This is a genomic window from Mesorhizobium sp. WSM4808 (assembly GCF_055811675.1).
In genome coordinates, this window is the sequence record NZ_JBVVQX010000039.1 from 1 (window position 1) to 26,602 (window position 26,602).

General features: G+C 57.8%; 18 protein-coding genes and 9 pseudogenes. 11 read left to right on the forward strand and 16 right to left on the reverse strand.

Annotated elements, in window-relative coordinates; genetic code table 11:
• Positions 1 to 292: 292 nt before the first annotated feature.
• Together AC0L2U_RS33265 and AC0L2U_RS33270 are read right to left on the reverse strand one after the other, a co-directional pair.
• Positions 293 to 442: a hypothetical protein gene (locus AC0L2U_RS33265; RefSeq protein ID WP_473603508.1), complete on the reverse strand. Its 150-nt coding sequence runs from the start codon at positions 440 to 442 to the stop codon at positions 293 to 295.
• A 154-nt stretch (positions 443 to 596) separates the two neighbouring features.
• Entirely contained in the window at positions 597 to 1,016 is a 420-nt protein-coding gene (locus AC0L2U_RS33270; RefSeq protein WP_473603509.1) for an NUDIX hydrolase, read from the reverse strand.
• Positions 1,017 to 1,666: 650 nt separating this feature from the next.
• On the opposite strand from AC0L2U_RS33270, the gene AC0L2U_RS33275 reads away from it, so the two are divergent.
• The gene (locus tag AC0L2U_RS33275; protein ID WP_473603510.1) at positions 1,667 to 3,379 is read left to right on the forward strand and encodes a phospholipase D-like domain-containing protein; all 1,713 of its coding nucleotides are present in this window, start codon (positions 1,667 to 1,669) and stop codon (positions 3,377 to 3,379) included.
• Positions 3,380 to 4,105: 726 nt separating this feature from the next.
• Here AC0L2U_RS33275 and AC0L2U_RS33280 read toward each other — a convergent pair.
• Both AC0L2U_RS33280 and AC0L2U_RS33285 read right to left on the reverse strand, forming a co-directional pair.
• Positions 4,106 to 4,496: pseudogene (locus AC0L2U_RS33280) on the reverse strand (peptide deformylase).
• A gap of 70 nt (positions 4,497 to 4,566) precedes the next feature.
• Positions 4,567 to 6,024 (reverse strand): ISKra4 family transposase, encoded by a 1,458-nt coding sequence (locus AC0L2U_RS33285; protein ID WP_473603511.1) that lies wholly within the window; start codon positions 6,022 to 6,024, stop codon positions 4,567 to 4,569.
• 139 nt (positions 6,025 to 6,163) lie between these two features.
• Between AC0L2U_RS33285 and AC0L2U_RS33290 the strand changes: the two are divergent.
• Both AC0L2U_RS33290 and AC0L2U_RS33295 read left to right on the forward strand, forming a co-directional pair.
• Positions 6,164 to 6,401 (forward strand): annotated as a pseudogene (locus tag AC0L2U_RS33290) (DUF4158 domain-containing protein); the annotation flags it as partial.
• A gap of 735 nt (positions 6,402 to 7,136) precedes the next feature.
• Positions 7,137 to 7,682, forward strand: coding sequence for a hypothetical protein (locus tag AC0L2U_RS33295; RefSeq protein ID WP_473603512.1), 546 nt, complete (start codon positions 7,137 to 7,139; stop codon positions 7,680 to 7,682).
• A gap of 220 nt (positions 7,683 to 7,902) precedes the next feature.
• On the opposite strand, the gene AC0L2U_RS33300 is transcribed toward AC0L2U_RS33295, so the two are convergent.
• Complete coding sequence (locus AC0L2U_RS33300) at positions 7,903 to 8,460, reverse strand: hypothetical protein (RefSeq protein WP_473603513.1); 558 nt, start codon at positions 8,458 to 8,460, stop codon at positions 7,903 to 7,905.
• Between the two features lie 234 nt (positions 8,461 to 8,694).
• On the opposite strand from AC0L2U_RS33300, the gene AC0L2U_RS33305 reads away from it, so the two are divergent.
• Positions 8,695 to 8,907 (forward strand): hypothetical protein, encoded by a 213-nt coding sequence (locus tag AC0L2U_RS33305; RefSeq protein WP_473603514.1) that lies wholly within the window; start codon positions 8,695 to 8,697, stop codon positions 8,905 to 8,907.
• A gap of 259 nt (positions 8,908 to 9,166) precedes the next feature.
• Here the strand turns inward: AC0L2U_RS33305 and AC0L2U_RS33310 are convergent, their stop codons facing one another.
• From AC0L2U_RS33310 to AC0L2U_RS33330, 5 genes and pseudogenes are all read right to left on the reverse strand, one after another.
• Positions 9,167 to 11,086 carry a potassium transporter Kup gene (locus AC0L2U_RS33310; RefSeq protein WP_473603515.1) on the reverse strand — a complete coding sequence of 640 codons (1,920 nt, stop codon included), beginning with the start codon at positions 11,084 to 11,086 and terminating at the stop codon, positions 9,167 to 9,169.
• Positions 11,087 to 11,631: 545 nt separating this feature from the next.
• Positions 11,632 to 11,981: pseudogene (locus AC0L2U_RS33315) on the reverse strand (YciI family protein).
• A gap of 694 nt (positions 11,982 to 12,675) precedes the next feature.
• The gene (locus tag AC0L2U_RS33320; RefSeq protein WP_473603516.1) at positions 12,676 to 12,807 is read right to left on the reverse strand and encodes a hypothetical protein; all 132 of its coding nucleotides are present in this window, start codon (positions 12,805 to 12,807) and stop codon (positions 12,676 to 12,678) included.
• A 26-nt stretch (positions 12,808 to 12,833) separates the two neighbouring features.
• Positions 12,834 to 13,034: a hypothetical protein gene (locus AC0L2U_RS33325; RefSeq protein ID WP_473603517.1), complete on the reverse strand. Its 201-nt coding sequence runs from the start codon at positions 13,032 to 13,034 to the stop codon at positions 12,834 to 12,836.
• The gene (locus tag AC0L2U_RS33330) at positions 13,031 to 13,195 is read right to left on the reverse strand and encodes a hypothetical protein (protein ID WP_473603518.1); all 165 of its coding nucleotides are present in this window, start codon (positions 13,193 to 13,195) and stop codon (positions 13,031 to 13,033) included. Before AC0L2U_RS33330 ends, AC0L2U_RS33325 begins: the two co-directional genes overlap by 4 nt.
• 138 nt (positions 13,196 to 13,333) lie before the next feature.
• On the opposite strand from AC0L2U_RS33330, the pseudogene AC0L2U_RS33335 reads away from it, so the two are divergent.
• Positions 13,334 to 13,763, forward strand: a pseudogene (locus AC0L2U_RS33335) (ABC transporter permease subunit); the annotation flags it as partial.
• Here the strand turns inward: AC0L2U_RS33335 and AC0L2U_RS33340 are convergent.
• Entirely contained in the window at positions 13,753 to 14,565 is an 813-nt protein-coding gene (locus tag AC0L2U_RS33340) for a branched-chain amino acid ABC transporter permease (protein ID WP_473603519.1), read from the reverse strand. The pseudogene AC0L2U_RS33335 and the gene AC0L2U_RS33340 overlap by 11 nt on opposite strands.
• Before the next feature lie 379 nt (positions 14,566 to 14,944).
• Between AC0L2U_RS33340 and AC0L2U_RS33345 the strand changes: the two genes are divergently transcribed.
• Positions 14,945 to 15,202 (forward strand): hypothetical protein, encoded by a 258-nt coding sequence (locus AC0L2U_RS33345; RefSeq protein WP_473603520.1) that lies wholly within the window; start codon positions 14,945 to 14,947, stop codon positions 15,200 to 15,202.
• A gap of 227 nt (positions 15,203 to 15,429) precedes the next feature.
• Here AC0L2U_RS33345 and AC0L2U_RS33350 read toward each other — a convergent pair whose 3' ends face one another.
• A complete protein-coding gene (locus AC0L2U_RS33350) occupies positions 15,430 to 15,678 on the reverse strand; it encodes a DUF2188 domain-containing protein (protein WP_473603521.1) in 249 nt (82 codons plus the stop codon).
• A 172-nt stretch (positions 15,679 to 15,850) separates the two neighbouring features.
• Between AC0L2U_RS33350 and AC0L2U_RS33355 the strand changes: the two genes are divergently transcribed.
• The 3 genes and pseudogenes from AC0L2U_RS33355 to AC0L2U_RS33365 form a co-directional block, all read left to right on the forward strand.
• Positions 15,851 to 16,432 (forward strand): mobilome CxxCx(11)CxxC protein, encoded by a 582-nt coding sequence (locus AC0L2U_RS33355; RefSeq protein ID WP_473603522.1) that lies wholly within the window; start codon positions 15,851 to 15,853, stop codon positions 16,430 to 16,432.
• Positions 16,433 to 16,441: 9 nt separating this feature from the next.
• Positions 16,442 to 16,627: a hypothetical protein gene (locus tag AC0L2U_RS33360; protein WP_473603523.1), complete on the forward strand. Its 186-nt coding sequence runs from the start codon at positions 16,442 to 16,444 to the stop codon at positions 16,625 to 16,627.
• A 310-nt stretch (positions 16,628 to 16,937) separates the two neighbouring features.
• A pseudogene (locus AC0L2U_RS33365) lies at positions 16,938 to 17,589 on the forward strand (IS66 family transposase); the annotation flags it as partial.
• Positions 17,590 to 17,788: 199 nt separating this feature from the next.
• Here the strand turns inward: AC0L2U_RS33365 and AC0L2U_RS33370 are convergent.
• The 3 genes and pseudogenes from AC0L2U_RS33370 to AC0L2U_RS33380 form a co-directional block, all read right to left on the reverse strand.
• Complete coding sequence (locus AC0L2U_RS33370) at positions 17,789 to 18,772, reverse strand: restriction endonuclease subunit S (RefSeq protein ID WP_473603525.1); 984 nt, start codon at positions 18,770 to 18,772, stop codon at positions 17,789 to 17,791.
• Positions 18,769 to 20,580, reverse strand: coding sequence for an HsdM family class I SAM-dependent methyltransferase (locus AC0L2U_RS33375; protein WP_473603524.1), 1,812 nt, complete (start codon positions 20,578 to 20,580; stop codon positions 18,769 to 18,771). Before AC0L2U_RS33375 ends, AC0L2U_RS33370 begins: the two co-directional genes overlap by 4 nt.
• Before the next feature lie 358 nt (positions 20,581 to 20,938).
• A pseudogene (locus AC0L2U_RS33380) lies at positions 20,939 to 21,168 on the reverse strand (phospholipid N-methyltransferase PmtA); the annotation flags it as partial.
• A gap of 388 nt (positions 21,169 to 21,556) precedes the next feature.
• Between AC0L2U_RS33380 and AC0L2U_RS33385 the strand changes: the two are divergent.
• Positions 21,557 to 22,610: pseudogene (locus tag AC0L2U_RS33385) on the forward strand (ornithine cyclodeaminase).
• Between the two features lie 228 nt (positions 22,611 to 22,838).
• On the opposite strand, the pseudogene AC0L2U_RS33390 reads toward AC0L2U_RS33385, so the two are convergent.
• Positions 22,839 to 23,392: pseudogene (locus AC0L2U_RS33390) on the reverse strand (winged helix-turn-helix transcriptional regulator).
• Positions 23,393 to 23,589: 197 nt separating this feature from the next.
• Between AC0L2U_RS33390 and AC0L2U_RS33395 the strand changes: the two are divergent.
• A pseudogene (locus tag AC0L2U_RS33395) lies at positions 23,590 to 26,461 on the forward strand (Tn3 family transposase); the annotation flags it as partial.
• Between the last annotated feature and the right edge of the window lie 141 nt (positions 26,462 to 26,602).

The following is a 26,602-nucleotide window of genomic DNA, read 5'->3' on the forward strand; positions in this document are numbered from 1 at the left end:
TCGATACACAACTTCGAGGGAATTTGGCCGCCACCGGCCACCTGCTTTCAACCGGCTGACAGCTTCATCTACAGATCAATTGCGAAGTTCATGCTTCGTTCGACCTTAGCGTGTCTCTGGGAACAGTTCTTGTTCTGACCCCTATTGCGGGCGACGCGAATGCGCGTGCGCAGCGCCTCCATGGCGCGCACTGCCGCTTCGCTTCCGTTGACGAGGATCTGGATCCGAAGCCAGTCCTCCGGGAAGACGTCTTGAACCAAGCCGCTCCCGACGAGCGCGTTGCGCTCTGCCGTCACCTTCTCAGCGAATTTGAGCCTGACCAGACCGAGCCACTGTTCGAGGATGGGTCGGTCGAGCGGTCGATGATGACGCCGATCGCGAAGCCAAGCGCGATGGCGACGGCAAGCACATCGGTCGAAAGCCCGAAACCGAGCAGCCCCATGCTGTAAGCCGGGAAGAAGAGCGCCGCCAGCGTGATCAGGCCGGCCAGGACCAGCTCGACTAAAAAGCTCGCCGATGCTCATGCGTTCAGCCCTTCTCCAGCGGACCCTTCGCCGCGGTACCTCACACCAATGCGCGGCGCCGTGACGCTCATGCTAGCGCGCCTTCTCCAGTAGACCGCCCGCCCGGGCAATCAGCTCACGCGATTCCGCAAAGGTGATGCGACTGAGCGCTTCCTCTAGCCCGAACCAGCCAAAGTGGCGCCCTTCGCGGTCTTCTCCATCTCCGGTCGCCAACATCAGGAAGAAGGCAATGCGCTGGGGCTGGCCGTAAACGACCAGCTCGATATCGCCCAGCGGCCGTACGACGCGCGTGCGCACGCCGGCCTCTTCCTCGACCTCGCGCACCGCCGCCTGATCGGGCTGCTCGCCCTCCTCGATGTGACCCTTAGGCAGCACCCATTCGCCCGGCTGACGGCGCGCAGTGACCAGCAGGAACTCGACCGCGCCGTCGCGGGAGCGGAAGACTACGCCGCCGGCATGTGTAAGGGCTTCTGAAGGAGAACGGTCAGTCACCAGGCGGCCTCGAGCATTTCAGTCCGATCTTATCCGAGCCCTAGAACGCGGCAAGGGGATGCGGGAGTATCGTCATTCGGACTCGCACCTCGGGATGGATATCTGTGCCGACTTACCGGCCGAAGCGCAAATCCGTCCTTCGACCGAGACGTCTCCGGCCATTGCGCTCACCAACCTGCGTATCTCCACGGCCGAACGGTGAAGGAGGTGACCGATATGGCCCTGAACTCAAGGATTCAACAATAACAGCGTTGGGGCGAGAGACGAAGTATGAAGATCGGCGATATTTGTGTCTATAAGACTATTGCTCACCGGTCAGAGTTTGACGTTTGTTTATGCTGGCGTTTTGGCATCGATCGATGCACATTGTCGTATTAGACAGGTCTGCCGAGAGTCTGCGCGGCACAGGGACGCCTCAGGACTGTCACAAAACAGAAACAATCTCACGGCTAGTTTGGTTTCGGGGGAAGTTGCGGATACGGCTCTTTTTGATTGCAAATACCGCAGGTCGAGCCTCGGCATGCTGGACCGTCAGCTCGGCATGGGCGCGATAAGATTGGCTGCGCTTCTCAATGAGGCATTTCAGGTCCGCGGGGGCCCATAGACACGCACCTAAAACGGAAAAGGCACGGTCATTTCGGGAGGGGAATATGGCAGGAGAATTCCAGGTCGGTGGCAAGAACAGTGCCGCACTCTTTTCGCTCAAGTTGCACAGGGGCGACGGGATGGCCCTAATCGCGATGAACTGGAAAGAGGGCAAGCCCCCAAAGGAATTTGTGGGCTTTGCTATTGAGTATAAGGAACCGGGGGGTGACCGGTTCTACGCGCTCAAAAATCGCATCGCGTTTCCAGGACTTGGTGGAAAGGTCGACCCAAACCGAATGTCCACCCTAAGGTCACCCATTCAGAAGTTCCGCTGGGTTCACTTCCCACGCGATGCCGAACTCGACGGCGAATTTGTTTATCGCGTCTCGCCTGTCTTTATGAACAAGCAGGATGAATTGAGCTATGGAGAGCAGCAACACGCGGCAATTGAGTTGAGACGAGAAACCTATCCAGGGCAGTTGAACATAAGCTACACGCGGGGCTTCGTGTCCTCCCAAGCGTTTGTCGATCGCTATGAATCTGCTGGAAAAATCTCCACTCTGCTTCCTAAATCAGCGGCGAAGGGGCTGAGTTTTGTTCCTACCCACCCGAAGGCGACCGCTGCCTTGGCATGGATGGGATTTGAGGCGCGTCACGCGATTCTCGAGGCGCTCGATCAGGCGATTGCCGCAGGAGCTGAGGTTAGGGTCGTGGCGTACGATCTGAGCGAGCCAGACGTGGTCTCGCGGCTTGAAAAGCTTGGCAGCAAACTCAAGATCATTATTGATGACAGCGCCGAACATAAAAAGTCCGGATCGGGCGAAAACCAAGCAGCAGAACGACTCGCGAAATCGGCTGGCGCCAAGAATGTCAAGCGGCAAGACATGGGCAGCCTGCAGCATAACAAGACGATCGTCATCAATGGCCCCAACCTTAAGAAGGTCGTCTGCGGCTCGACAAATTTCACCTGGCGTGGCTTCTTCGTCCAGTCCAACAACGCGCTGGTGGTCGATGGTGCCACGGCGGTCCAGCCCTATCTCCTTGCCTTCGACGGCTATTGGGCATCCGATGATCCCGAGGTTTTCGGCGGTTTGGCATCCGCCGAATGGGCGGACCTCGGTTTGGCTGGGATTGATGCAAAGGTAGCATTCTCTCCGCACTCCAGTGACAATTCGCTACTCGACAAAGTCGCCGCCGACATAGGCGAGACTAAGTCATCTCTATTCTTCTCCCTTGCCTTCTTGCACCAGACGCCCGGGTCGGTAACCGAAGCGATCAAGAGAGTTGTCAAGGACAAGGAAATCTTCGTCTACGGCATTTCCGACAAGGAAGTTGGAGGCATCGACGTACAATTGCCCGACGGCAAGGTCGCGCCTGTTTTTCCGGCTGAACTGGCGGAAAATCTGCCGGAGCCCTTCAAGAAAGAGCCTACCGCCGGCAACGTGGGGAATCGGATGCATCATAAGTTCATCGTGATCGATTTCGATAAGCCCACTGCGCGTGTCTACACCGGCTCATACAACTTCTCTGACCCCGCTGATCGCAAGAATGGAGAAAACCTGCTCCTCTTCAAAGACCGTCGTGTCGCTGTGTCCTATATGATAGAGGCGATCCGCATCTTCGATCACTATCATTTCAGAATCGCGCAAAAGAAGGCGGCGACGGCCAAGACCAAACTTCAACTTGCCAAGCCGCCGCGGACCAAGGGCGAGAAGCCATGGTGGGCGGAAGACTATGAGGTCACGCGGAAGATCAAAGATCGGCTGCTGTTCGCATAGAGGGGCCGGTATGCTCCGGCGAACGGCCTGCTGCAATCGCGGATTGAGGAGAGGTGGTTCGATAACGAAATTTGCAAGACTAAGACCTTGAAAGTGAGTTTCAGAGCAGCATTTGAGTCATGAAACTGACTAATCCGCGCCCCTACGTGGAACGCATTTAACTGATGGGGCACCAATGGCATCGTTCGCGATGGGTATAACAACCCAGATATACAAGCTTCAAACGGGGGCAGGGTCGAGCTGTCGAGTTTTACCACGACGACTATGGGAGGATTTTCGTCCGCGGCCCGCGCGGGCCAAGCTGCGCAGTCACTCGAATTTCACAATCCAGCGTGTGACCGCGATGCTTGGGTTGTTCAATTGACCGACTGAGGGTCCGCGGCCCAGCTCCGGAGCGCTTCGACCCAAAGCCTACGATGTGGAGTGGCGTACCCGGTGCTGCGAGCCGGCTGGCCCCGCGTTTTTTGACATACGCTCATCATACAGGCCGTGTACCTTCTGTCTGAAGGAAGAAAGTCATGGATCACTCCGAGCTGACTTTGACCAATATATTGCGCGATCCCCTCATCAGGCAGGTTTTGCGGGCGGATCGGATTTCCCTACGGCAATTTGCGGTACTCCTCCAGGAGGCAGCCCGCAAACATCAGAAGTCTACAGTCGGCGCATGCCTCGATGCGACGAGGGTCAACGCGCCGGACCTGATTGCGCCCGTGACCGCACAGCCGGCTATGGAACTCGCCCCAGTTTCTCATAGCGTTTGATCAGTCGTTCCCGCTTCCGGCGCGAGAGCTTTTGAATCCAAAAGATTCCATCGAGTTGATCAATCTCATGTTGTTGGTGGCAGACCGCCAGCCGACCGTTGGCGTCCTCGATCTTCTCGGTGCCGTCGAGATCCTGATAGCTTACGACGGACGCGGGCATGTCGTTCGAGATCCTCGGTGACGCCCGGCATAGAGACGCTGCTTTCCGTGTGCCTGATCATTCCATCGGAGGCCCAAAGGATTGCGGGATTAACGTAGGTCCGGAGCCCTCCTGTGGGCGAAAGTTCGATCACGACCAGTCGCTTCAAGATGCCGTTATGTGGGGCGGTGATCCCGATGCCCGGCGCAGCGCGCATCGTATCCGCCAGATCGGCAGCGAGGGGGCGGAGTTCCTCATCAAAGACGAGACCGGTAACTTCTCTGGGGTTAGGCGGCGCGCAGGAGAGGCGGTTTGGGCTTGAATAGTGGTGGCACGTTCGGCTCTGGCTGTCGGAACGGTGCTCGCAATCGATTGCGAAGCTCGCCGTTGAGATCTGCCGTCCTGACCTGCATGAGCATGTGAGCACCGTGGAGCGACCACCGCATCTGCTGTTTCTTGACCATGCGCTTGCCGACAAGTGAATTCACCGCCGATTCAGCCAGAGTCGTTGCGAAGCGAAGGCCGGCTTGGTAGCGCTTGCCATGGTTGACGATCGCGCCGCGGTTCGAACGGATATAGGTCAGGAGCTGCAAGCCGAGGCTTTGAAGTCGGGCGATGGAGAACTCGCTGTCTCCTTGCGAAGCCTTCACCCTCTCCAAGAGTTGCTCCAGATCGGTGATCGCGCGATCGACCCGCCCATGCCACAGGCGCCACTTCACCGCTCTGACGTCACGGTCGATTGCGGGAAGCGCTTCAGAGAGACCCGATCGGGATCGAGCCATATGATCGGCGATCTGCTGCATCGGCTGGACCTTCATGGCGATGTGGAACCAGTCGATGATGTGGGCCGTCGGCTTCGGCATTGCGCGGGGTAGCCGCTTCAGGATTTCGGCGCCGTCCGAAATCACCGTCACATCGCCAAAGCCGCGGTAGCCTACTTCCCGAAGGGCATGAAGGGCGCGATCCCGGATTGCCCGTTGGTCGGTGCTGCCGGTCACGAAATAGCGACCGCCGCATTCGCCCCGCCCGCCGCGGCCGCATCGGGCCACAACGAGCTCGAAGTTGCGCGCGGAATTGGAATCGGCGCTGCGAACATGCGCAGTATCGATGCTGATGACGAACTCTTTGCGTCGATCGCCGGGAAGCTGCATTTCAAGCTGGCGTCGTTCGTCCGTTTGCGCCCTTGCGTGCAATTCTTCCTCAGCAACCTGATCGTCGAGCCGTTCGCCAATCCTGATGGTTCGCTTGCGCACGGTGGCATGCGTCTCGGTCGGCTCAACGGGCAGGAATTCGGCAAGCACTCTCGCAGCCTGCCGGTACGGCATCATGCTCCCCAGCCGCGCCGTCAGTTCCATCAGCTCGGATGTCGCTCGATCCGGGCAGATCTCCCGCAGCGGCGCAAAGGCATCGACCATGCCTGGGTAACAATCCCGACACAGCATCCAACGAGGATTGCGCACCTCCACGATGCCAAAGACAGTCCGGATCCGTCGCGTCGTGTAGTCCTTGACCGGCCGAAACCTGTGGCAATCCGGGCAGACCCGACGAAAGAGGGAATACGTCTCCGCCTCATGGTTCACGACCGCGCTCTGCAGCGCCGCCATGATGGTCTTGCTGTCCTCGATCGACAGGCCGACGTCGCCGTCAAACAGACGTTCCCAGCTCTTGTCGATGCGGACCGCCTTCCGGCAAACGTCACCGAACTCGTTCCTGCCCTCGATCGTGATCGTCCATTCCACCGCCATCGCTTTCCCTCCGAACAAAGCGGCGCTCATGGACTACGCGGGCCTAACAACCTGTATTCGACCCCAGGGCCAGATTTGATTTCTTCGTGCGCCCGACTCGACAAAGCTCCCAGCCTATTGGCGTGCACGGAGTCGATCGATGGGTAAACGGAAGCTTCTCAAGGCTCAGGACGAAGCTCTTCGATGTGCCGGCTGACGAGGACAGCCTAATGTGACACTATACGTTCTAGCCGGCCGATCGGCTTGAAGTTGGACTGCGAAGGCGAGAGCACAATCAGCTTGGCTTTGCCGTTCAACTCTGACTGATGCGGTATCCAGGCAGAGTGCTAGGGCCCGACGAAATTCCGCCTCGCGTAATGCTAAAGTACGTTGCTGAATAGATCGACGTCGACCCGGGCACTTTCGCGGTGGGCTACCTCCCCAAGAAACTCACCGTCATCTGCGATCATGTGCTGGTCGCAGACAGGCATTGCGCAGCGGTTTCCACTTTTCGCGGCCACGGCCCTCACGACCGCCATAAGCGGCTTTAGCCGCTTGGGTTCTTCTCCAGCCGGTCTAGGGTAAAGACGTACAAAATCTTGTGCAGAGATGAGGGCAGACTTGTTTATTTTCATGTCGAAAGCGTTCACGTTGATGGTTGTCGTTTGCCGCGGAATACTCAACTTTTGGTCAACTGAGAACCTTAAATCTGAGGTGATTTGTCGGTGGAAACGGGCGGCGACAAGCGCGGACGTCACTGTGGGCAACGTGCTCCGTGGAAATTGACGAGCACGATATAGCATGGAGCCGATTTAACATCGAAACCAACCTTCCGCGCTTAGAATCTGTAAACCTTGGGCAGGATATCGATGAGTAACGCTCGGCCGCTATTTCACTTATGGAAGCGCCAGGTCTTCCTGCGCGAACGGCATCGCGAATTCGATGCGTTGCTATCAACCACTAGGATGCGAACTGGAATCTACCTGATCGGGTGCGGGGGTGAGGTCGTATATGTCGGCCAAACTTGGGAGCTGGCGGAACGCCCCATACAAAGCCTTGGGAACTTTTATCACCGGGTACCCGATGTCTCACTCCCTTGGTCGATCGCGTTCGCGCCCTGTGATGTCTCCGAGATGGACGAACGGGAAAGCACCGCAATCCGGCGCTTCGCTCCTCGCTTCAACACGTCGATACCAAGTGTCGCGAAGAGCGAAGGCAGGATGCCGGACATTATCCGGTCGGCCGCAGTGTTCCACGATCAGGCTGGCCCCTGTGGTGCCTTCGAGCCGGAGAACCTCTTACGGCAAACCGAGATTGCAGCCGCGAACGCCAATCCACCCTGGGCGAGAAAGAGGACGCGCAGGGCGTCGCCCCGGCCACGGCGCGTCACCAATTTTATCCCGGTCGAGCTGACGAAGGAGCAGATCGCCGAGCTGGTGGCCCACCACGGCGTATCGCTTACCGAGCCACTTCGGTTTAAAATCAACCTCTGCAAGGACGGATCGGTGGTCACTAGGGATGGCGAAATCGTCGGCACGTGGGTGATGGACGAGAACGAACACCCGTCGTTTATCCCTGACGGCTCATCGGAACCCATGTTTTTCCATGTGTTTCTGGGCTCGCTGTGCCAGCGGATCGAGGATTGGCTGGAAAACGAAGCTGGCCGGGTCGCCGGCTGACGGGCATGGGGGCTTTGCCGATTTGCCGTCTACCGAAATGAAGTAGGGCCTCAACTAGGAGGCCCAGGGTAATCAGATCGTCTTGATGTTCTCGCCTGGCTGCAGCGGGCCTTCGAGGTGCTGGCGAGCCACTCGGGCTGATTGCCACGACCGCCCGGCGCGATCCTCACGGACGACTATCTCCGTCGTCGAGGTAATGCCTGTATGGCCAGCGATTCCCTTATAGACGGGTCATCAATATCGACACGTTTTCAGGAATAACAATTGGGTCGTTGGAGGGCTGTGAGAAGTCACCGTGCCAGGCAGTCGAAAGAACCGTAACAGAAAATATCGGGAGCATACCGGGCTCCTTTAGATCAACAAGATTGTTATTGCTTTCAAACGATGTGCTAATGCCAGCATCTGCTCCTGCGTCGATGACGGAACCGGATGACGTGGCCAAACTCACAGATTCATCTACGCCATCGCCATCCAACGCAAGCGAGGCTGCCCAAGAAAGGCGAACAGCCCGTCCCGGATTGGTTCCAGGCACTCCACTGAGTGTCGCACGATACTTTCCAGCATGGAGCCGAGGGCATACCCACGAGAACGATTGATTTGCGACCACCGGACCGGGGTTAGGCGTCTTTTTGATCTCACATTTGCTCCGAAACTTATCGCCGTCCTTGATTGGCTCGGATAACGGCGTCAACACCACGGAATCGGTAAAGCCTGAGTTGTCGGAGCTGTTGACGGCCAGCTTGCTGGTCTTTGTAGGGCGCGTGACGATGATGGTCATTTCTCCGGCGCCCACCGAGCTCGGCAGAATTTTTGTGTCAACCTCCACGCCAAACTACGAAATAGGCAACGGGTTCGCGCTACCTCCAACTACGCTATACGCTAGCTTAAACGACACATCCGAGTCAGTTGCTTTGTCGGGAACCAGCATCAGACCACGCTTTTGACTTCTTATGCATTCCTTGTAAGCGGTCCTATTCGAAAGAGGAATTCAGGAACGTCTCCTGGACAGGGCTTGGTTCTGATGCAGCCGACGAGCCTGCCAGGCTGGATCGTTGAGTGCGCCGCCGGCTGCGATCTGAGAGCTGAAGCCGAGGATCATCCACGGACTGACAAAGCCCAGGGCCTGGTCAGCGACGGCAATGCCGAATGCGGTTTCTGTCATGAATGGGCCGGCATAGGCGGCAGGCCGATTTTGGGAACGCTTGCCTGTGAACTGAAAGATTGAAGGTCGGACCACGGCACATCGATCACGTTCAAATGAATAAGTTGCTGCCCTGCGAGGTCGTTTCAGCGCATCTGGAGTGGTGGGCCGGCAAGACAATGGGGAACGGGAATGATCGCAGGCGTAAAGGGACGGCTTTGGGGCCGGAAGCTTCGGGCCGGGAAAACCGGACCCAAGTTGGGCGCAAGCATTGTTGGCCTCCGCCCGGTCAGGCATTCACCGGCTCGGGAATGCCAATTGATTCTGCTCAACCGCGGCATGCCTAAACGGCCACCTGCGTCCCGATCTCGATGACGCGTCCGGTCGGAATCTGGAAATACTCCGTCGCATCGGCCGCCGTCTTCGCAAGGCCGATGAACAATCTGTCTTGCCAGATCGGCATGCCGGAATTGGGCGAAGCCTTCAGCGAGCGCCGCGACAGGAAGAAGGACGTCGTCATGATATCGAACTTCCAGCCCTGCTTGCGGCAGATCGCCAGCGCGCGCGGAATGTTAGGCTGCTCCATGTAGCCGAAGGTCAGCGTCACCCGCATGAACAACTCGTTGACCGTCTCCATCTTGACGCGCTCGCTGTCGGGCACGACCGGCTGCGGTGCCGTCAACACCGAAAGGATGACATTCTGCTCGTGCAGCACCTTGTAGTGCTTGAGGCTGTGCATCAGCGCGGTCGGCGCGCTCAGTGGATCACTGGTCAGGAACACCGCGGTGCCCGACACCAGATGCGGCTTCTTCTTCAGCAGGTTGCCGGCAAGGAAATCGAGCGGGATCTCGTTCCGGCGCGTCTTATCGAACAAATAGCGGGTGCCGCGGATCCAAGTCCACATGGTCAGCACAATAACTGCGGCAATGGCAAGCGAGGACCAGCCCCCTTCAAACACCTTGACTATATTGGCGGCAAAGAAGCCGGTATCGACGAAGGCGAACACCGCCATCAAGGCGACCGCGACGCCGAGCGGCCATTTCCAGATGCGCGTCATCACAACTAAAAGCAGTATGTTCGTCACCAGCATGTTGCCGGTCACCGAAATACCGTAGGCCGAGGCCAGTCTGCTCGATTCACCGAAGCCGACCACCAGCAGCATCACCACCAGCGCCAGCAGCAGGTTGACGCGCGGCAGGTAGATTTGGCCCGACTGTTTTTCCGACGTATGCAGGATCACGAAACGCGGCAGCATGTTGAGCTGCACCGCTTGCCTGGTCAGCGAGAAGGCGCCGGAGATCACCGCCTGGCTGGCGATCACGGTCGCCGCCGTCGCCAGCACCACCATCGGGATAAGCATCCAGCCTTCGTTCATCTCGAAGAAGGGATGACCGACGACACCGCCATTCGCCAGCACGAAGGCGCCTTGCCCGACATAGTTGAGCAACAGGCAAGGAAACACGATTGCCAGCCAGGCAAGCACGATCGGCTTGCGCCCGAAATGGCCGAGGTCGGCATAGAGCGCCTCAGCGCCGGTGACGGCGAGAAAAACCGCACCAACCGTGACGAAGGCGACTTCGGGCGAGTTGACCAGGAACGACACGATGTAATGCGGGCTGATTGCCAGCAGGATTTCCGGGTCGTCCATGATGTGGTTGAGGCCGGAAAGGCCGATGGCCAGGAACCACAGCGCGGTAACGGGCCCGAACACCAATCCTACGCCGCCGGTGCCAAACCGCTGTACCGCAAACACGATCGCCAGGATGGCCAGTGTCAGCGGCACCACATAGGGCTGGAATGTCGGCGTGACGACATTCATACCTTCGACCGCCGACAGTACCGAGATTGCCGGCGTAATGACTGCGTCGCCGAAAAAAAGCGCTGCGCCGACGATGCCGATGCGGAGGATCACCGACGAGCGGGTCGGGAAACTGTTGCGCGCCAGCGCCATAAGCGACAGCACCCCGCCCTCGCCTCGATTGTCGGCGCGGAGCACGAACATGATGTATTTGATCGTCACGGTGATCGTCAGCGACCAGATGATCAGCGACAGCACGCCGAGGATGTCGCCACGGTTGGCGACGTTGCCACCGGCTGATGCATGCAACGCCTCGCGGAATGCATAGATCGGGCTGGTGCCGATATCGCCGTAAACGACACCGAGCGCGCCCAGCATCAGCACCTTGGTGCTGTGCTGCTCGACCTCAGAATGGCTCGATTGTTCGACAGGTTCTGCCTCGTTACCAGCATTGGTAAGGGCCATGGACGACACTCCGATAAGCGCGCGGTGCTCTACGCTTGCTGCACTGCAATATCAAGTGCCGCAACGTAATGTCTGCCGGCATCGCCTGTCGTTGCTCGCCTTGGCAGACTCGCCAGCCCCGAAGCCCTACCGACGAGCAATAGCGCACCGGCAGAACCCTCAAGCGCCCGGGCGCACAAGGATGGCGGTTTCCTGATGCCGTTGCTCCAGTGTGATCGCACCGTTGCTGCGCAAGCCATTTACATGCTCGATCCCAGCGAGGCGTGGCCAACTCGAACGCAGGGCCAAGCCGCTCACCGGCCGCACTTTGCGGCGCAGATAACGATTCGATCTCCGCGGCGAGATACTGGTTGAAGAAGCCACCAAGCTTGTCGAGGGGCACACGGTCGTAATATCGACATGCCAGCACCCGGAACCCAGACAAGCTCCTTCGGCTTCGCTGCGCGCGCCACGAACAACCCGATCTTCTCTGCGAAGAGGGCGCCGTAATCCTTCAGGTCGAAGCCAAACGGGGGGGGCGTGACGTATGCTACACAGGCGAAGGGCTAGGAGGCGGGTTCGGTGAGGAACGGCATGATGTCCACGCCGTCTCCTGGAAAGACAGAGGAATGCGGATGGTTCTCGAAAAGGCGGGCGGCGGCCTCGATGGTCTCCGCCTCAACGACAATATAGCCGCAGAAGGGAGTCACGGTGCCGGCGATGCCGTCCTTGGTCACGCGCGTTGTCTTGCCGACCATGCCGCCACGATCGGGATCGACGCGGCGTTCCTCTCTTCCCAGTCCGTCCACTGCTTTAACCCGATGGCGTCCATCGCGTCCTGCTCCGGCTTGGGCAGGTTGCGAAAGCGAGCGAGGTCTTTGGGTTTCATGGTGTAGACGGCGAGAAATCGGGGCATGCGGCGCGACCTTCGTGCTTGCAGAAGGGCATTCCAGCCTAGACTCCCTACTGGCCGAAGTCACTGCGCATTCGCGCCTAGTAAGCGCCCGCCGCCTATCTGCATCAGGTTCGGAAGTCGCGTCTTCCGCATCGGCGACATGCGCCGGCCGAACAGGTCGATGCCTCAGGTCATACCCGAACCAGCATATCAAGGTCAGAGTTGCCGGAGCCAGAACACGCCGGCCGGCTGTACGAAGTGCCCCAACGTCGTGTCGCTCGGGAAGATCGTGGTCGATGGCGAGTATGTTCAGTCCATCGCGGGCAAGCATGAGAGCGAGAGTGGAGCCCGGCGCAGCGCGACAATCACGACCTCGTCCATTTTTTGGAGGTTCGGTATCCTCAGAATTCGAAATTGCGATGCGCCTATTCCACTCGGCCGATGACAGCCCCGTTCGCGGCGGGTGCGTGGAACAAGACCGTCTCGATGTGCCGGAATCCGGCTCCTCAAGCCACGCCGAATATTCGGCCGGCGTGTAGTTTAGTCCTTCCGTCTCGATCAGCATGTTGAGGCAGTGTGCAAGGCGTCGACAGACTGCTTGGCGGCGGGGCGCTCGAAGCGGCTACGCTGCTTGTTCAATTGCAGCTGGAAGTGACACGTTCGCCGCAAGGCCCATGCTCAATCGATCGGAGCACGATCCCGGCAGCGGCCGATCCTATTTCTTGGTTACCGTGACTTTGCCGCGGTTTGCCATCTCAGATTTGATGCTGCTACCCGACCCGGCCTTCGGTGACTTTTGCGGCTTCTTAGCCGCCTTGGAGCCCTTCGTTTTCTTCTCCGTCACCATATCCACCCTCCTTTAAAAGAGCGCGATCATAAAAAAATCGCGTGACACAGTATACCCGCGGCAAAACAGTAGGATGCCAAGAGTAGCGATTTGGCGCGCTTGTCGTTGACTCGGCTGTTGCGGTTGGTTGCTATGGCGAAGTCAGCAATTCGTTTGTCAAAGAATTGCTGGTCCGGCATGTCTTCCGTGTCGTCGTATTGATCAACCACCTTTTCGGGGTCGTTCACTCCTTCAAATCAGTCAAACGGCTGCCCCATATCGTCACTACCAGACCGGACAGCATGCTCGCAACCGTCGCAACGAACATAATTTTCATCGGCAGGGTCATCGCCTTTATCTTCTCGACGACAAAAATAACAAAACCGGAATACAGCGTGGTCAGGGACAATAAGGTCTTTGAATATTGATTGATCGTATCCTCGCGCGGCTCGACTACGGCCGCAAGCTCGCAGATGGGGCACCCGACGAGGTGCGAAAAACCCCGACGTGATAACCGCCTATCTCGGCACGGTTCACTGAGGAACTCATGTCCTATTTCCTTGAAACATTGGTCAGCGGCCTGTTTGCTGGAGTGATGTACTCACTCGTCGCGATCGGCGTCGTGCTTATCTACAAGGCGTCCGGAGTCTTCAATTTCGCGCAAGGAGCGATGCTGCTGTTTTCGGCGCTGACCTTCGTCACCCTGACCGAGAAAGGCATGCCATTCGCCTTGGCCTTATCGTCACATCCCTTGTCATGATGGTGATGGCGATACTGATCGAGTGGCTGGTGCTGCGACCGTTGCGAAATCGCGATGCGTTGACCCTGTTCATGGCCACTCTGGGATTGATCTATGTCATCGAGGGGTTTGCCCAACTGCTGATGGGCATGGATGTCCACATGCTCGATCTCGGTATCCCGATGTCGCGGTACAAGTTGGCGGCATCTATGTTAGCCAGTTCGACATCATTGCCTCCGGACGTATGAGCAGGAAGCCGACAGCGAGGATGTAGGCAAACCACAAACGCTGCCATTGACCAGCGGGCCGATGTAGATGTCGGCCAACGCCTCGGTTGCGCCGACAAGGAGTCCACCGACAATCGCGCCCGGGATGGAGGAGAAGCCGCCGACGGTCAGGACCGGCAGCGCCTTGAGCGTCACCAGCGAGAGCGAATATTGCACGCCCTGGCGCGATCCCCAGACAAGGCCGGCAACCAGGGCCACGACCCCCGCGACGCTCCAGACGATGCGCCAGATGACAGGCAGGCGGATGCCGATTGACTGCGTCGCAAGCGTGTCGGCGGCCACCGCCCGAAGCGAGATGCCCATGCGCGTCTTGTTGAACGCGATGGGCGACCGCGAGATCGAAAGGGTCTGATCATGACCACCCTGCAGGAATCCGCTCCGTCCAAGCCAATCCGCCAGCCCATGTTTGGACTGGCTGTGGCAACAATCTCGACTTCGGACGTGATGGTCGCCGTGGTGCAGGCTTCCACGACGCTGCCCGTATTCATTCTGTCGATCTTCCGATCTGTCGAACCGGCTAGAAACCATCCCTGGGGTCGGATTCGTCACGGCCTGCACGGAACGGAGCGCAAGCGCAGTGGAGGAAGGTGGGCGGAAGGATGTTTGGGGGAGAGAAGGGCGAAGCCCTCGGCCCCCTCTATGGCAAACGGATTCTGCGCCAGATGGCGCAACTGTTCCGGCGAGATATCCAGCACAAAGGATCGTCACGCGAATGTGCGGAAAACCGTCGGGGTTCCGTGGAGCCGTGGTCATAACCGCGGCGGAATAGAGCCTGGTCCGAAGAATGTGTCTGTGGAATCAGGCGGCATCCATAGGAAAACAAATAAAGAACGATTTACATCGTGATATGCCAGCTCACGTCAATTCGTTTCATAGGGTGATGTAAGAATGACAGCATCGAAAGCCAGCCGGAATGTGGTGATTGAACGCAAAAGGCGGGATGGTGCGACGCTCGCTGCCCTTGCCGAGGAATTCGGTGTCTCCCAGAGTACGATCAGCCAGGTCCTGGCCAAGCAGGAAAAAAACCGACGCACGATCAAACGGCGTCTTGAGGCCCCTCTGAGGAGAGTAACGAAACCACGCGATGGCCAGTAGTCCCCTTACGGGTAGGTTGAAAAAGGAAGGAGCAGCGATGCTGAAAACCGATACCCGCCAGGCGAATTGGCGTCGTGCCAATCCAGGCAAATATGATGCTCACCTTGCTGTGCAGCGAGCAGTGAAGGCAGGCGAGCTGGAGAAGCAAACATGTGAGGTCTGCGGGTTCGAAGCGGTCGATGCCCATCATGATCAATATGACGAGCCTCTAAGGGTACGGTGGTTATGCCGACGGCATCACACGAGGCTTCACCACTACGGCGAAGACATGTTTCCGATCAGGAATGCACTTTAGAGGGTTCCGTTACAAACATCGGCTTGATTGCCGAAGAGTGATAAAAATTTTCGGGGTATTTGGTAAGTAATTTCAAGTGGTGGCATCGCTGAGTGGCATATTTTTACTAAGCAAGATCCTTGCCGCTCACACGAAGAATCGGTCCTTACGCCTCTGTGTGCGGAACCCCCGTCCGCTAAGCCTTGGTATGACAGCGGCGGAGTGGAGCCTGGTCCGAAGGACATTCCCTAATGTTTTTTGTCTTTCGGAGGATTGGGATCGTTGCCGCCGCCGACAGAGTCCTTGCTACGGATTTTTCCGTCACGGCCCTTCACCGTCAGTTCGCCACCGCCCTGGTTGGTGATTTTTTCCTTGGCAGATTGTATCGCATCCTTCTGCGTATCATGAGCGAAGCCGCGACCGGCGTCATTTCGTTTGTCGACCCACTTTTTGTGGGAAGGGCGTTGGTAAACGGTTCTGTCAGGCTTCTTTGTCATGGAGATCGATCGTCTGTGAGTCTGTGAGTATCACGTAAAGTAAGAATAACTTTTCCATTCACAACCTACCGTGCTTCAGGCCCACATGTTACTGCTCGTATTTCTGGGGGAGGCGAGGCAGCCGACAGGCTTACTCCCACCACTGAATCAACAATTTTGTCATCGAGCCGATATGATCACTGAAGCTGAGATGCGCACACAAGCGTGGAATTCCGCACTGAACTGCCATGGCACATATATCGTTTTTTCGCGCCGTCTTAGACGTCTTAAGCTTCTTACGAAGCTGCGCGATTTCTGGGCGTTTGCAATTCCTATCATCCTTGGTGGTATTGCGGGCTCAGACGCGTTCGGACTGCCAGCAACTTACCTGACGGCGCTTAAAGTTGGTCTCGCGGTGGCGGCGGTGATCCAACTGCTTTTCGCTCTTTGGGCAGTCTTCAGCCGGTGGGACGACGATCTGGCCTACAGCTCACGTGCCGTGCGCGATTCATATGAAATGGAGCAGGCCTGGCGTGCAATCGGCGAAGGCCGAATCAACGATATCGCTCTCGAATTCAGGATGCGGACCGATCAACAAAAAATCATAGATTCCCACGACATCGAGAAGGACATAACGTCCGAAGAAAAGAACCTGGGCATGCGAAACGGGCTGATCGAGTATCGACGATCATGTGCAGTGTGTAACGAAATCCCCATCTCTCGACGTTTGCCTTGGTGGCCAAAAAAGAAATGCGCCGTTTGCGGCGGAAACTAGGAGAAGATGATGAACGATGAACTGCGCAAGGTTATTCGGGGATATACGAAGTTGTCATTGGCTGATCAGAAAGAGTTTGTAAAACGGATCACCCAGCCTGGGGTCGAAATCGGCACCCTCAATGAGCGTATCGAAAAGTCTGAACAGATTACGATGGGACCGCTTGGAAGCGGCTGCCCCTGCTGCGGTCGTTAATTTTGCTAAAATGTGGGGCGGGTTGTCCAAAAGGCCCGCCCTAAGTTATTCTGCGCATTGCAGCGGCTGCGTAGTCGTGGCCCTGTCCGATTTCGGACAGGGGCTGCACCGCAAGATGCGACCGCGCGCGCTGTCGTGTCACCGGCGGCACGATTGCGTAAAACGCAATAAAGAGGGCGAGAAAGCTCAGGAAGCCGTCCAGTGTCACCGAGTTTCTCCCTTGCCACTCAGAGATAAGTCCAAGCTCGGAAAACTATGGGGATTATCGTTTTCGAAGTCGATATAGTCTTCGAAGATGGGAACAGGACATCAGCACCAACTGGGGTGTAGCCTGGGGATCACCATTAGCCAGGGCGGACTGATGAACATGTTGCGCCGTGCGCCGTGCGCCGTGCGCGTTCGCGGCCAAGTGCGACAAGGCCGTCGCGGCGTTGCGCCGGGCCAAGGTCATCGCCTCCGATGAGACCGGCGTGCGGATCGAAGGAAGCAACGCCTACCACTGGGTGTTTCGCTGCGCCGAAGCGGTTGTTCATCAAGCGGCGCCAACGCGCGGCGCCATCGTGGTCCGGACCCTGATGGACGGCCATCGGCCCGACGTCTGGTGTTCCGATCGCTATGCCGCGCAACAAGGTCACGCAAATGCGCATCAGACCTGCTTGGCGCATCTTGCCCGCGACGTCGCCTATGCGGACGAGGCAAGTGAAGACATGCTGCCCTCACGGCTCAAGCGTTGGCTGCAAAGGGCCTTCTCCCTAGCCGACGGTATCGAAACCTTCGCCGCCTCGACCATCGCCGGCAAGCGTCGCGCCCTGGAGCGAAGTCTGGACGATATCTTCGCCACCACAACGTCGTGCGATCTGGCCCGCGATATCCAAAACAAGTTCAGGCGAGCTCGCGATCAACTTTTGACCTTTGCCCAATGGCCAGGAATGGTCGACGCGACGAACAACGCCTGCGAACGGCGGGTGGGCTGCGCTCCCCGTCGGCTGAAGCTATCGCGGGAATTAGCACGGGCGCTCGCGCGTGAGAACGAAGGGCACGGGGGGGGCGCGCCGTTCATCAACTGTCGAGTTCGACCCCTCGGATTTTTCCGCCAGTTTGAAACCGGTCTCTTTTTCCTCCGAACCGCGCCGCTACGGCGCATTGCTGCCGCTCATTATGTCAGGACAACGATTTGGTGGTTACGGCAATGTCCGCCAGCACATGATCGAACACCGCCGCATCCCGCCCAAAATTGGGGACGCTCGACGGGATCAGCAGGTCAGCAAGTCGCTCGCCTTTTGGTTTCCGCCCATATGAGAACCTCCATCTGTTGGCGGAAATACAAGCTGCATAATATAGCTTATCGCCGAGCGACATACAGCCACTTAAGTCCTTTAGGACAACCACGTCAATGTTGGGGACGAACTCGAATGTCGATACGTAAGCGTATGTATGGCTGCCTTGTCCGTTGGTCGATACATAAAGTGTCCCCGCCGGAAACACCTTTTCGTTTGGCACTTCCCGCTTATCCACATACTCAACAAATGAACTTTCCTGGGTCTTGGAGGGCCGAACCAAAGGCACGTAGTTCTCATCGAGGCGAACTTCCGACCTTGCCTCAGCGACGGTGTTCTGGCCGTTCACCAACTCAAAGAGGCTCGATAAGGGAACAATCCCGCCGTCGCCCTGTTCCGAATTGGTGAGATTCCGGAACTTCGGGACAGGCAGCTTCGGGCTGGCCATTGTTATCCAGCTTGGGACCTCTTCTCTGGCGGGCACAAGGATGCGGTCGAAGCTGCGGTTGGCTTCGCGCCCGTGCGTCGAGTAGCGGAAGCGGTTGGCGGTGATGCAGGTACAGTAATAAACTTTCTCGCGGAAACTCATCGCCTGCATAGGGGAAAGCACCTTGATATTCTGCGCCGTATAGAACGGCTCAGGCTGCACGAATGCGCTCAACAGATAGGTGCCGCCCAAAGATACGGTGATGGCTCCAGCCGGATGCGGTGAGATGCCGCTAACTGGTTCCACCTTGGCTCCCACACCCAAGTTCCGGCGGGAACGGGTAACGAAGTTTATTCCTTCTTCGGCCTCGGTCATGTTTCGGAAATCGAGTTTCGTCCCGTATTTGACCTCAAATATTTCGCTGATGGGGACCATCTTCACGCGCTGCCCTCAGCGATTTGGAAGGCTAAGTACTGCCTGAGTGCCTGCTCGTAGACCGTCTCGTCCACCGTGCTGTAGTCGGTTTCCAGGTAGGCCTCGGCGCACCATTCGTCTTCGGCTTTCAACTCAGCCATGACGGAAGTTACCCCATCAACCTCTCGGTTCTGAAAGGCCTTCAGCCAGCCCTCCATTATGCCTGGCCAGACGCCGTTGGCGTCTATCCGTCCCCTTGCCTTCAGCTTAACGAAGCCGTCGTCACGCCAGTAACCAAGCCACGTCTTTTTCTTCTTTGGATGGGGAACGTGCGCGGTAATTACCAGAGTACACGTAATCACGCCGACTTTTGAGTTGTGGAAAAGGTCCTCAGGCATCGACATGACAGCCTCTATGGTGTGCTGCTTCATTAGCCGCTCCTTGAGCGCCAACCCGGGACCGTCGGAAGCCAAGACGCAGCTGATGGGGATGATCGCGACACACCGGCCCTTGGGCATAAGGGAGGAGAGATTATTCAGGATGAAGTCGATTTCCTCCACGTCGCCCGAATCGGCCTTGTAAGGAGGATTTAGAAAACCCACTGTTGGTAGCGAAGCGCCCGAGAGAGGTCCTTGCTCGAAGCAGGAGCCCAAGGCAACGTTGCTCTTCCCGTCGCCATGCAAGATCATGTTAGACACTGCCAGTGCATAGATATCGTCTTGGTACTCAACGCCGTAAAGCTGATGTCCCTTAATATTTGCCACCTTCGAGGAGTCGCCCTCAGCGTCGGATATCATCTTCTTCATGGCACTTATGAGGAACCCCCCGGTGCCGCAACAATTGTCCCAAATAATACTATTTTTATTTATCTCCGCCAGCTCCACAAAGAGCTGGGTTATGTGCGGGGGAGTTAGGACAATTCCTAACCCCTTGTCGTTGTTTGCATAACGAAGGAACTCTATATAAAACTGCCCGATTGTATCAAAGTAGGCGTGAGTTTTCATAAACCCATTCACGTGTTCGTCTATTTCACGTATTAGGTCTATAAACTTTGTTTTGTCTTTCGACAGCAGTGTGTGTGTTTTGATAAAAGAGAAGGCATGCCGTAGGTTCTCGATCCGCTCCTTTGGCACGTCTGACTCGCTCATTTCGTCTACGACGGTCTGAACAAGAGCGTTAGCAAGTTGTGTTGCGGTCTTGTGCTTACTGAAACCGGCAGTAAACGCTCCGTTCTTAAGTGATATTAGAATGCCACTAAGGAGCAAACTACGCTGAGATTCCTTGACCTTGTACCCGTGCAGAGTCTTGTTTAACTCTTGACTATATTTAAGCAGAGACGCGTAATCTTCGTTAAATTTTGCCGGAGATTGAACATAGGCGGTATAGTAATCCGCCATGCTCAGCAGGGTTTGGCCCAAGAATTCGATAGCGCGGTGTTGACCTTTGAGGTGAAGGAAGTGACTAATCTTGATCTCCGCCGGAGTCTCGCCGCTCACACCAATCGCGATAACATCGAAGCTTTTGGATAGGTTAGCTGCGTATAGCAGAGCCCCATCACACGCGTGGCTGGCGTACTTGTCGAGCGTAGCGCTCCGATGAAAGAGCGGACTGGCTTTGCACTCGATGACGACAATCAAGTCAGGATATTTTTCGGACCGTATTATGAATTCAGGCTGCCCGATCCCGCTGCCCTGCTTTGACGCCGCCTTAAGGAGTTTACCGATCTGCGGGTTTGCGCTGCGTTGCTCCTCCACAACGATGCTCGGATCATTGTAGAATCCGCGCATCCTGAGCTGGTCCCGAACGAAATTCTCCGTTTTCCGCTCATTCGCCATCCCCACAATCCCCCACCAATGCGACTTACGGCGTTCCATTTTATCAACGACCGGCCGTGATTCGCAAAGAAGCTAAAGGGTATGGCCCTCACTCACAACCGGGGCTTAGTAGTAATGGGGCATCTCTTGGGTAAGCCATTCGAAGCGGTCCTACAAATCGAAGCTGCGCTTGGTCCGGCTGCTCTCCCACTGCCCACCGGCTGGCTGCCGGCTGCGGATGTGGCGGTGCAAAATTTGAAGTACACTGTTCAGGATAGATGCGGTACACTGCGCGCAACAAAGTCGAGGGACTGCCCCTAGCATCCGCTTGAAAAGCTGAGACATTTTGCCTGTGGTGGATAGTTTGATTTCTGTCAACTATGCCTCTTTCCAGGATAGCCCTGGTGATGACACCAGTCCCGGCACCAAGCTCCAAAACCGGCAATCCAGAATGCGGATTGACCACACTAGCCATGCGGCGCGCCGCATGGATCGACGTGGGCATGAGTGCGCCCACACCTTTCTTATCCTTCTGCCAAATTTGAAGAATTGCACTTCTTCCTCAAGTTTCTTGCCAAGTCGCTCTTCAACCGAAAGACCATATCCGATCCCTTCTCCCGATCCGAGTCGGAGCGACTTTTTGTCGAAATTTCGCCATATAAACAAGCTTGATTCACAGGGATGAATGCCGCGCTGGAGGCGCGAAACGCCCGCGCCGGCTGACGCCGGGCGACACCAGGTTGGACATGGCGATCACGAATTTCTCACGGGCATACTCTTGTCCCATCTTCTTTCCTTTCGACCTGGAGCGTCGCCGTAGCACGGCAACCATCTCTTGCAAATCCGGCGCTCGGCGTCACGCGATCGATGGGTGATGGCTAACAGCTGTCCGGCGGTCGGCAGGCCGGTAGACAATCGTCTGAGGCCGGTCTACCCCTGACCCGCTCCCCCCGCCCGGTTATTCTCGTCCTTGCGATCCCTCGAAAGAGTAGTTCCGATGCGCCTCGCCCCCCTTTCGCGCATCCTCGTAGCGGATGGTGACGCTTTCGTCAGCGTCGACCGTATGATGAAGCTGGTGATTGCCATCGGTGTCGAGCGCTTCCTGACTGAACTCGCCAGCTACATCGAGGAAGACTTCCGTCGCTGGGTACTTTTCGACAAGACGCCTCGCATCGCCTCGCATAGCCATGACGGCGTCATCGAACTGATGCCGACAAGCGATGGCGCCTCTATGGCTTCAAATACGTCAACGGCCATCCTAAGAACATGCGCCAAGGTTTGCAGACGGTAACGGCGTTCGGCGTGCTCGCCGATGTTGGGAGCGGTTACCCGATGCTGCTCACCGAAATGACCATCCTGACTGCGCTGCGCACCGCCGCCACGTCCGCTGTCGCTGCCAAGTATCTGGCGCCGAGCGGCGCTCGCACGATGGCCATCATCGGCAATGGCGCCCAGTCGGAATTCCAGGCGATCGCCTTCAAGGCGCTGACCGGCGTAGATCGGCTAAGGCTCCACGACATCGACCGGTCAGCCTCGCTGAAATGCGCGAAGAACCTGGCTGGCATGGGAATCGATATCACCATCTGCGGGACCGGGCAGGAAGCGGTTGAGGGTGCCGGGATCATCACGACTACCGCCGACAAGCAGTGCGCCACCATTCTCGCCGACAACATGGTCGGCTCCGGTGTCCACATCAATGCCGTTGGCGGCGACTGCCCGGCAAGACCGAGCTGCACAAGGACATCCTGCTGCGCTCCGACATTTTCGTCGAGTTCCCGCCACAGACACGCATCGAAGGCGAGATCCAACAGCTGGATCCCAAGCTCTGGCAAGTGATCGCCGCCAAGGCCCAAGGTCGCCGAGACGCCAAGCAGATCACGCTGTTCGATTCCGTCGGCTTCGCTATCGAGGATTTTTCGGCGCTACGATATGTGCGCGACCAATTACAAGCGACGGGCCTATATGAGGAACTCGACTTACTCGCCGATCCGGATGAACCACGCGACCTATTTGGCATGCTGCTGAGGGCGGCCATGCAGCCGGCAGCTTGAGGAAACTCGCCCAAAAGCAGCGTCCGGCGGGCAAAATCTTACTGTCCTGGCCCAGTCGCACGTGCATCTTCGACCAAGCCCATCAATCAAGGGCCAGAAGCTGCCGTTAGCCAGTGTCCGGATCGCGCCCCATCTTAGCCGTCTAGCGAGTCTGTCGCCCGGTCTCAGAAACCGCCGTCCGTTCACGTCGCGGTGGGTGTGTCGGGAGGCCGGGGTGTCCCTCGCTAGTCAGAGCGACGCCGTTTGCGACTTTTCCGTCGGGCAGCTAAGCGACACAAGTGCCTGTCGTTTCGCTGAGACCAGTGGCTTAGCAATGGCGGCTTGGTAGGCCGACTGCAGCCTGGAGAAGACCGATACCCTGGGCGCCGACGCCTCCAGGTGGAGGTGCCGCAGTTCCTCCATGAACTCGGACCACAGCTTCGGGCCTCTGTCATCAAGGATTTTCGCGCGTACGGAGAGCTCTTTCGATGCGGGTGTATGACGCAGGCCCAGCCGCCCATGTGGGCCAGCAAGGGCACCAGAGCGATGGATGCTTCGGTCAGGCTGTAAATGACCTTCTGCTTGTGGCTGGGATCGTCGCGACAAGACCAATCCGGCTTTCTCCAGGCGCGTCAGCCGGTTAGCGAGAATGTTCGAGACTATTCGCTCCTCCGACCGGGTCAGCAACTCGCGGAGTGACGGCGGTTGCCAAACATAAGGTCACAGATGACGATCAGGCTCCAGCGATCCCCCAGCGCCTCGAGAGTCAGATTGATTGGGCAGCCCGAGCGGGGGGCGTTCATGGGGTCAGAACAAGAGCTGCTCAAAATCGTACGCCAAGGGCGAACGAAGCATGAACTGAGCTTGCTTGTGTCTCACGATGCCGGGGCGCGACGTCTGATCCCAGTGGATAACCGTCGCAGCAGAAGAGCTGCTGTTTCCACATCCAGTCTGCTCGGCAACATTCAGCGGCAGTTGGTATTGTGTGCGGAGTTCAGCAGTGGCCAGGCGCAAGATTCTCAAAGCTCAGGATCGACGGGAGCTTTTCGATATTCCGGATGATGAGGACAGCCTGATCCGACACTATTCACTATCTGCGGCTGATCGCCTCGAGATTGACCTGCGCAGGCGCGAGCACAATAAGCTCGGCTTCGCTGTTCAGCTTTTCGTGATGCGACATCCAGGTCGGGTGCTTGCGGCAGGCGAAATTCCGCCCGGCGCGATGCTGAAATATGTCGCCGACCAGATCGGCGCCGATCCCACTGTGTTCACAACCTATGCCCGCCGGGAAGAAACGCGTCGCGATCACATTGCGCGCCTGATGATCTGCCTCGGCGTCAGAAGCGCGACAGCTCAGGATCGTCGCGCCGCGCTGTTGACGGCAGTGGAGGCGGCCGCGATGTCCGACAGCGGCGCTTCGATTGTGAATGCCATCGTTGCCACGCTGCGAGAACGCGGAGCACTGTTGCCCGCGGCAGAGATCATCGAGCGAATGGGTCTTGCGGCTCGTGCCATAGCTCGCCGCCGCGCGGAGGAAGCGCTTATCGAAGGTCTGGACCCCTGAGAAGCTGCAGGCGCTTGACAAGCTGCTCGAGGTTGATGCGGCGATCAGTCAGACCCGCTTCCATTGGTTGCGGTCGGCGCCGGAAGCGCTTGCGGCTTCAAATCTGATAGGACTGACCGAGCGGATTGCATTCCTGCGCACGCTTGGAATCGATCCCGGTTTACGGGCGCGCGTGGCTCCCGGGCGGTGGGACCAGATGGTCCGTGAGGGCAATTCCACGCCGGCGTGGCTGGCCAACGACTTCAACGCGAGCCGTCGTCACGCCCTGATCGTCGCGCAGGTGATCAAGCTCGGCGAGAAGCTAACCGATGACGCCGTGACGATGTTCATCAAGCTGATCGGACGGCTGTCCTCCCAGGCGCACAGCCGCAAGAAACGGCGGCACATGGACCATCGGACAGATACCTCCAAGGCCCTGCGTCTTTTCCTCGATACGATATCGGCGCTGCAATCGGCCAACGATAGGGGTCAGGACGCACTTGAGGTGGTCGACCAGAAGGTCGGTTGGCACCGGCTGCTTCGGATGAAGCCGGAGCTTGCAGCAATGGTCGAGGAAAATGAGGCATCCCCGCTGGTCTTGGCGGCCGAGCAGCATAGTGGCGTCATCAAATATGCGTTGGCGTTCCTGGCGACCTTTGCGTTCCGTTCAGCGCGCCGCCACGACTCCTTGCTCACAGCCATTGCGATGCTCCGAAGGCTTCATTCGGAGGGACGGGGTGCACTGCCCGAGCGTGTTCCGGCCAGCCATCTCAGTCCAACCGATCGGAAACTGATCTTTGGGCAGCAGAAGCCTGATCGCCGCCTCTATGAGATAGCCACGCTCGCCGCATTGCGCGAGCGCCTTCGCTCGGCGGATATATGGGTAGAGGGCAGCCGCTCGTTCCGTCCGATCGACGAGCACCTCATGCCGCGATCTACGTTCACCACGATGAAGGAAGATGATCGGCTTGGCCTTGGTGTGGGCAGTGACGTCGCCGCCTGGCTGAGCGAAGTAAAGCAGGTGCTGGACTTCAATCTGAAGCGCCTGGCCTATCGCGCTCGCGCTGGTAAGCTCGAGGGTGTTCGTCTCGAAGCGGGAACGCTGATCGTGATGCCGACCGTCGGCGACGTTCCTGCGGCAGCCGAAGAACTGAACGCAGAGATCAGCGAGATGTATCCGCTGGTCGAAGTTCCTGATCTCCTGAGGGAAGTGCATGATTGGACGGGCTTTGCCAATCACTTCACACATGTCCGCACAGGCGACGCCCCACGGAATGTCTCTGCCATGCTGGCCGGCATCCTGGCCGATGCAACCAATCTCGGTCCGAACGGATGGCCGGCGCCTCCAAGGGCATCAGCGCCCATCAGATTGGCTGGATGCGCACCTTCCATGCCCGATCAGAAACCTATCGCGCCGCTCAGGCCTGCATCACCGACGCACATACCGGTCACCCACATTCCCATCTGTGGGGCAACGGAACGACCGCGTCGTCCGACGGACAGTTCTTCCGTGCGAGCGACCGAGCGGCAAAACGCGGTGACGTCAATCTGCACTATGGCAGCGAACCGGGATCGAAATTCTACAGCCACCTGTCGGATCAGTACGGCTATTTCAGTATCTTGCCCATCAGCCCCACTGAAAGCGAAGCGGCCTACGTGCTCGATGGCCTGTTTGACCAGGATACGATCCTGGATATCCAGGAGCATTTTACTGACACTGGCGGCGCGAGCGATCACGTCTTCGGGCTGTTCGAACTTATCGGCAAACGCTTCGCGCCGCGGCTACGCAACCTCAAAGATCGCAAGTTCCACACATTCGAGAAAGGCGACGGCTACCCGGCGCTGACGAACCACATCGGTGCACCGATCAACACCGCGTTGATCCTTGACCATTGGGATGACCTTGCTACATCTGGCAGCGTCGATCACCACGCGCGCCGTCGTCCCCTCGATGATCCTGAAGAAGCTCTCGGCGTCTCCGAAGGAAAGCCAGTTGGCCAAGGCGCTGCGGGAACTCGGCCGAATCGAGCGATCGCTGTTCATGATCGAATGGTATTCGAGCCCGGCCTTGCGCCGACGGTGCCAAGCCGGCCTCAACAAGGGTGAGGCAGCGCATAAGCTCAAGCGCGCGGTGTTCTTCCACGAGCGCGGAGAAATCCGTGACCGGTCATTCGAGAGCCAGGCATTCCGCGCTTCCGGTCTCAATCTCGTCGTCAGCGCCATCGTCCATTGGAACACCGTCTATCTTGACCGCGCAGCCACGCACCTTCGCATGGCGGATCGGGCTATCTCGAATGACCTGCTTAAACACGTCTCGCCGCTCAGTTGGGGTCAGAACAAGAACTGTTCCCAGCGACACGCTAAGGTCGAACGAAGCATGAACGCTCGCAATTGATCTGTAGATGAAGCTGTCGGCCAGTTGAAAGCAGGTGGCCGGTGGCGGCCAATTTCCCTCGAAGTTGTGTATCGG

Excerpts from the sequence above, each read along its gene's own strand:
- AC0L2U_RS33265 (WP_473603508.1), bottom strand. The coding sequence starts at position 442 with ATGGGGCTGCTCGGTTTCGGGCTTTCGACCGATGTGCTTGCCGTCGCC.
- AC0L2U_RS33275 (WP_473603510.1), top strand. The coding sequence starts at position 1,667 with ATGGCAGGAGAATTCCAGGTCGGTGGCAAGAACAGTGCCGCACTCTTT.
- AC0L2U_RS33285 (WP_473603511.1), bottom strand. The coding sequence starts at position 6,024 with ATGGCGGTGGAATGGACGATCACGATCGAGGGCAGGAACGAGTTCGGT.
- AC0L2U_RS33295 (WP_473603512.1), top strand. The coding sequence starts at position 7,137 with ATGGACGAACGGGAAAGCACCGCAATCCGGCGCTTCGCTCCTCGCTTC.
- AC0L2U_RS33300 (WP_473603513.1), bottom strand. The coding sequence starts at position 8,460 with ATGACCATCATCGTCACGCGCCCTACAAAGACCAGCAAGCTGGCCGTC.
- AC0L2U_RS33310 (WP_473603515.1), bottom strand. The coding sequence starts at position 11,086 with ATGGCCCTTACCAATGCTGGTAACGAGGCAGAACCTGTCGAACAATCG.
- AC0L2U_RS33320 (WP_473603516.1), bottom strand. The coding sequence starts at position 12,807 with ATGGTGACGGAGAAGAAAACGAAGGGCTCCAAGGCGGCTAAGAAGCCG.
- AC0L2U_RS33340 (WP_473603519.1), bottom strand. The coding sequence starts at position 14,565 with ATGACCACGGCTCCACGGAACCCCGACGGTTTTCCGCACATTCGCGTG.
- AC0L2U_RS33345 (WP_473603520.1), top strand. The coding sequence starts at position 14,945 with ATGCTGAAAACCGATACCCGCCAGGCGAATTGGCGTCGTGCCAATCCA.
- AC0L2U_RS33350 (WP_473603521.1), bottom strand. The coding sequence starts at position 15,678 with ATGACAAAGAAGCCTGACAGAACCGTTTACCAACGCCCTTCCCACAAA.
- AC0L2U_RS33355 (WP_473603522.1), top strand. The coding sequence starts at position 15,851 with ATGATCACTGAAGCTGAGATGCGCACACAAGCGTGGAATTCCGCACTG.
- AC0L2U_RS33360 (WP_473603523.1), top strand. The coding sequence starts at position 16,442 with ATGAACGATGAACTGCGCAAGGTTATTCGGGGATATACGAAGTTGTCA.
- AC0L2U_RS33375 (WP_473603524.1), bottom strand. The coding sequence starts at position 20,580 with ATGGCGAATGAGCGGAAAACGGAGAATTTCGTTCGGGACCAGCTCAGG.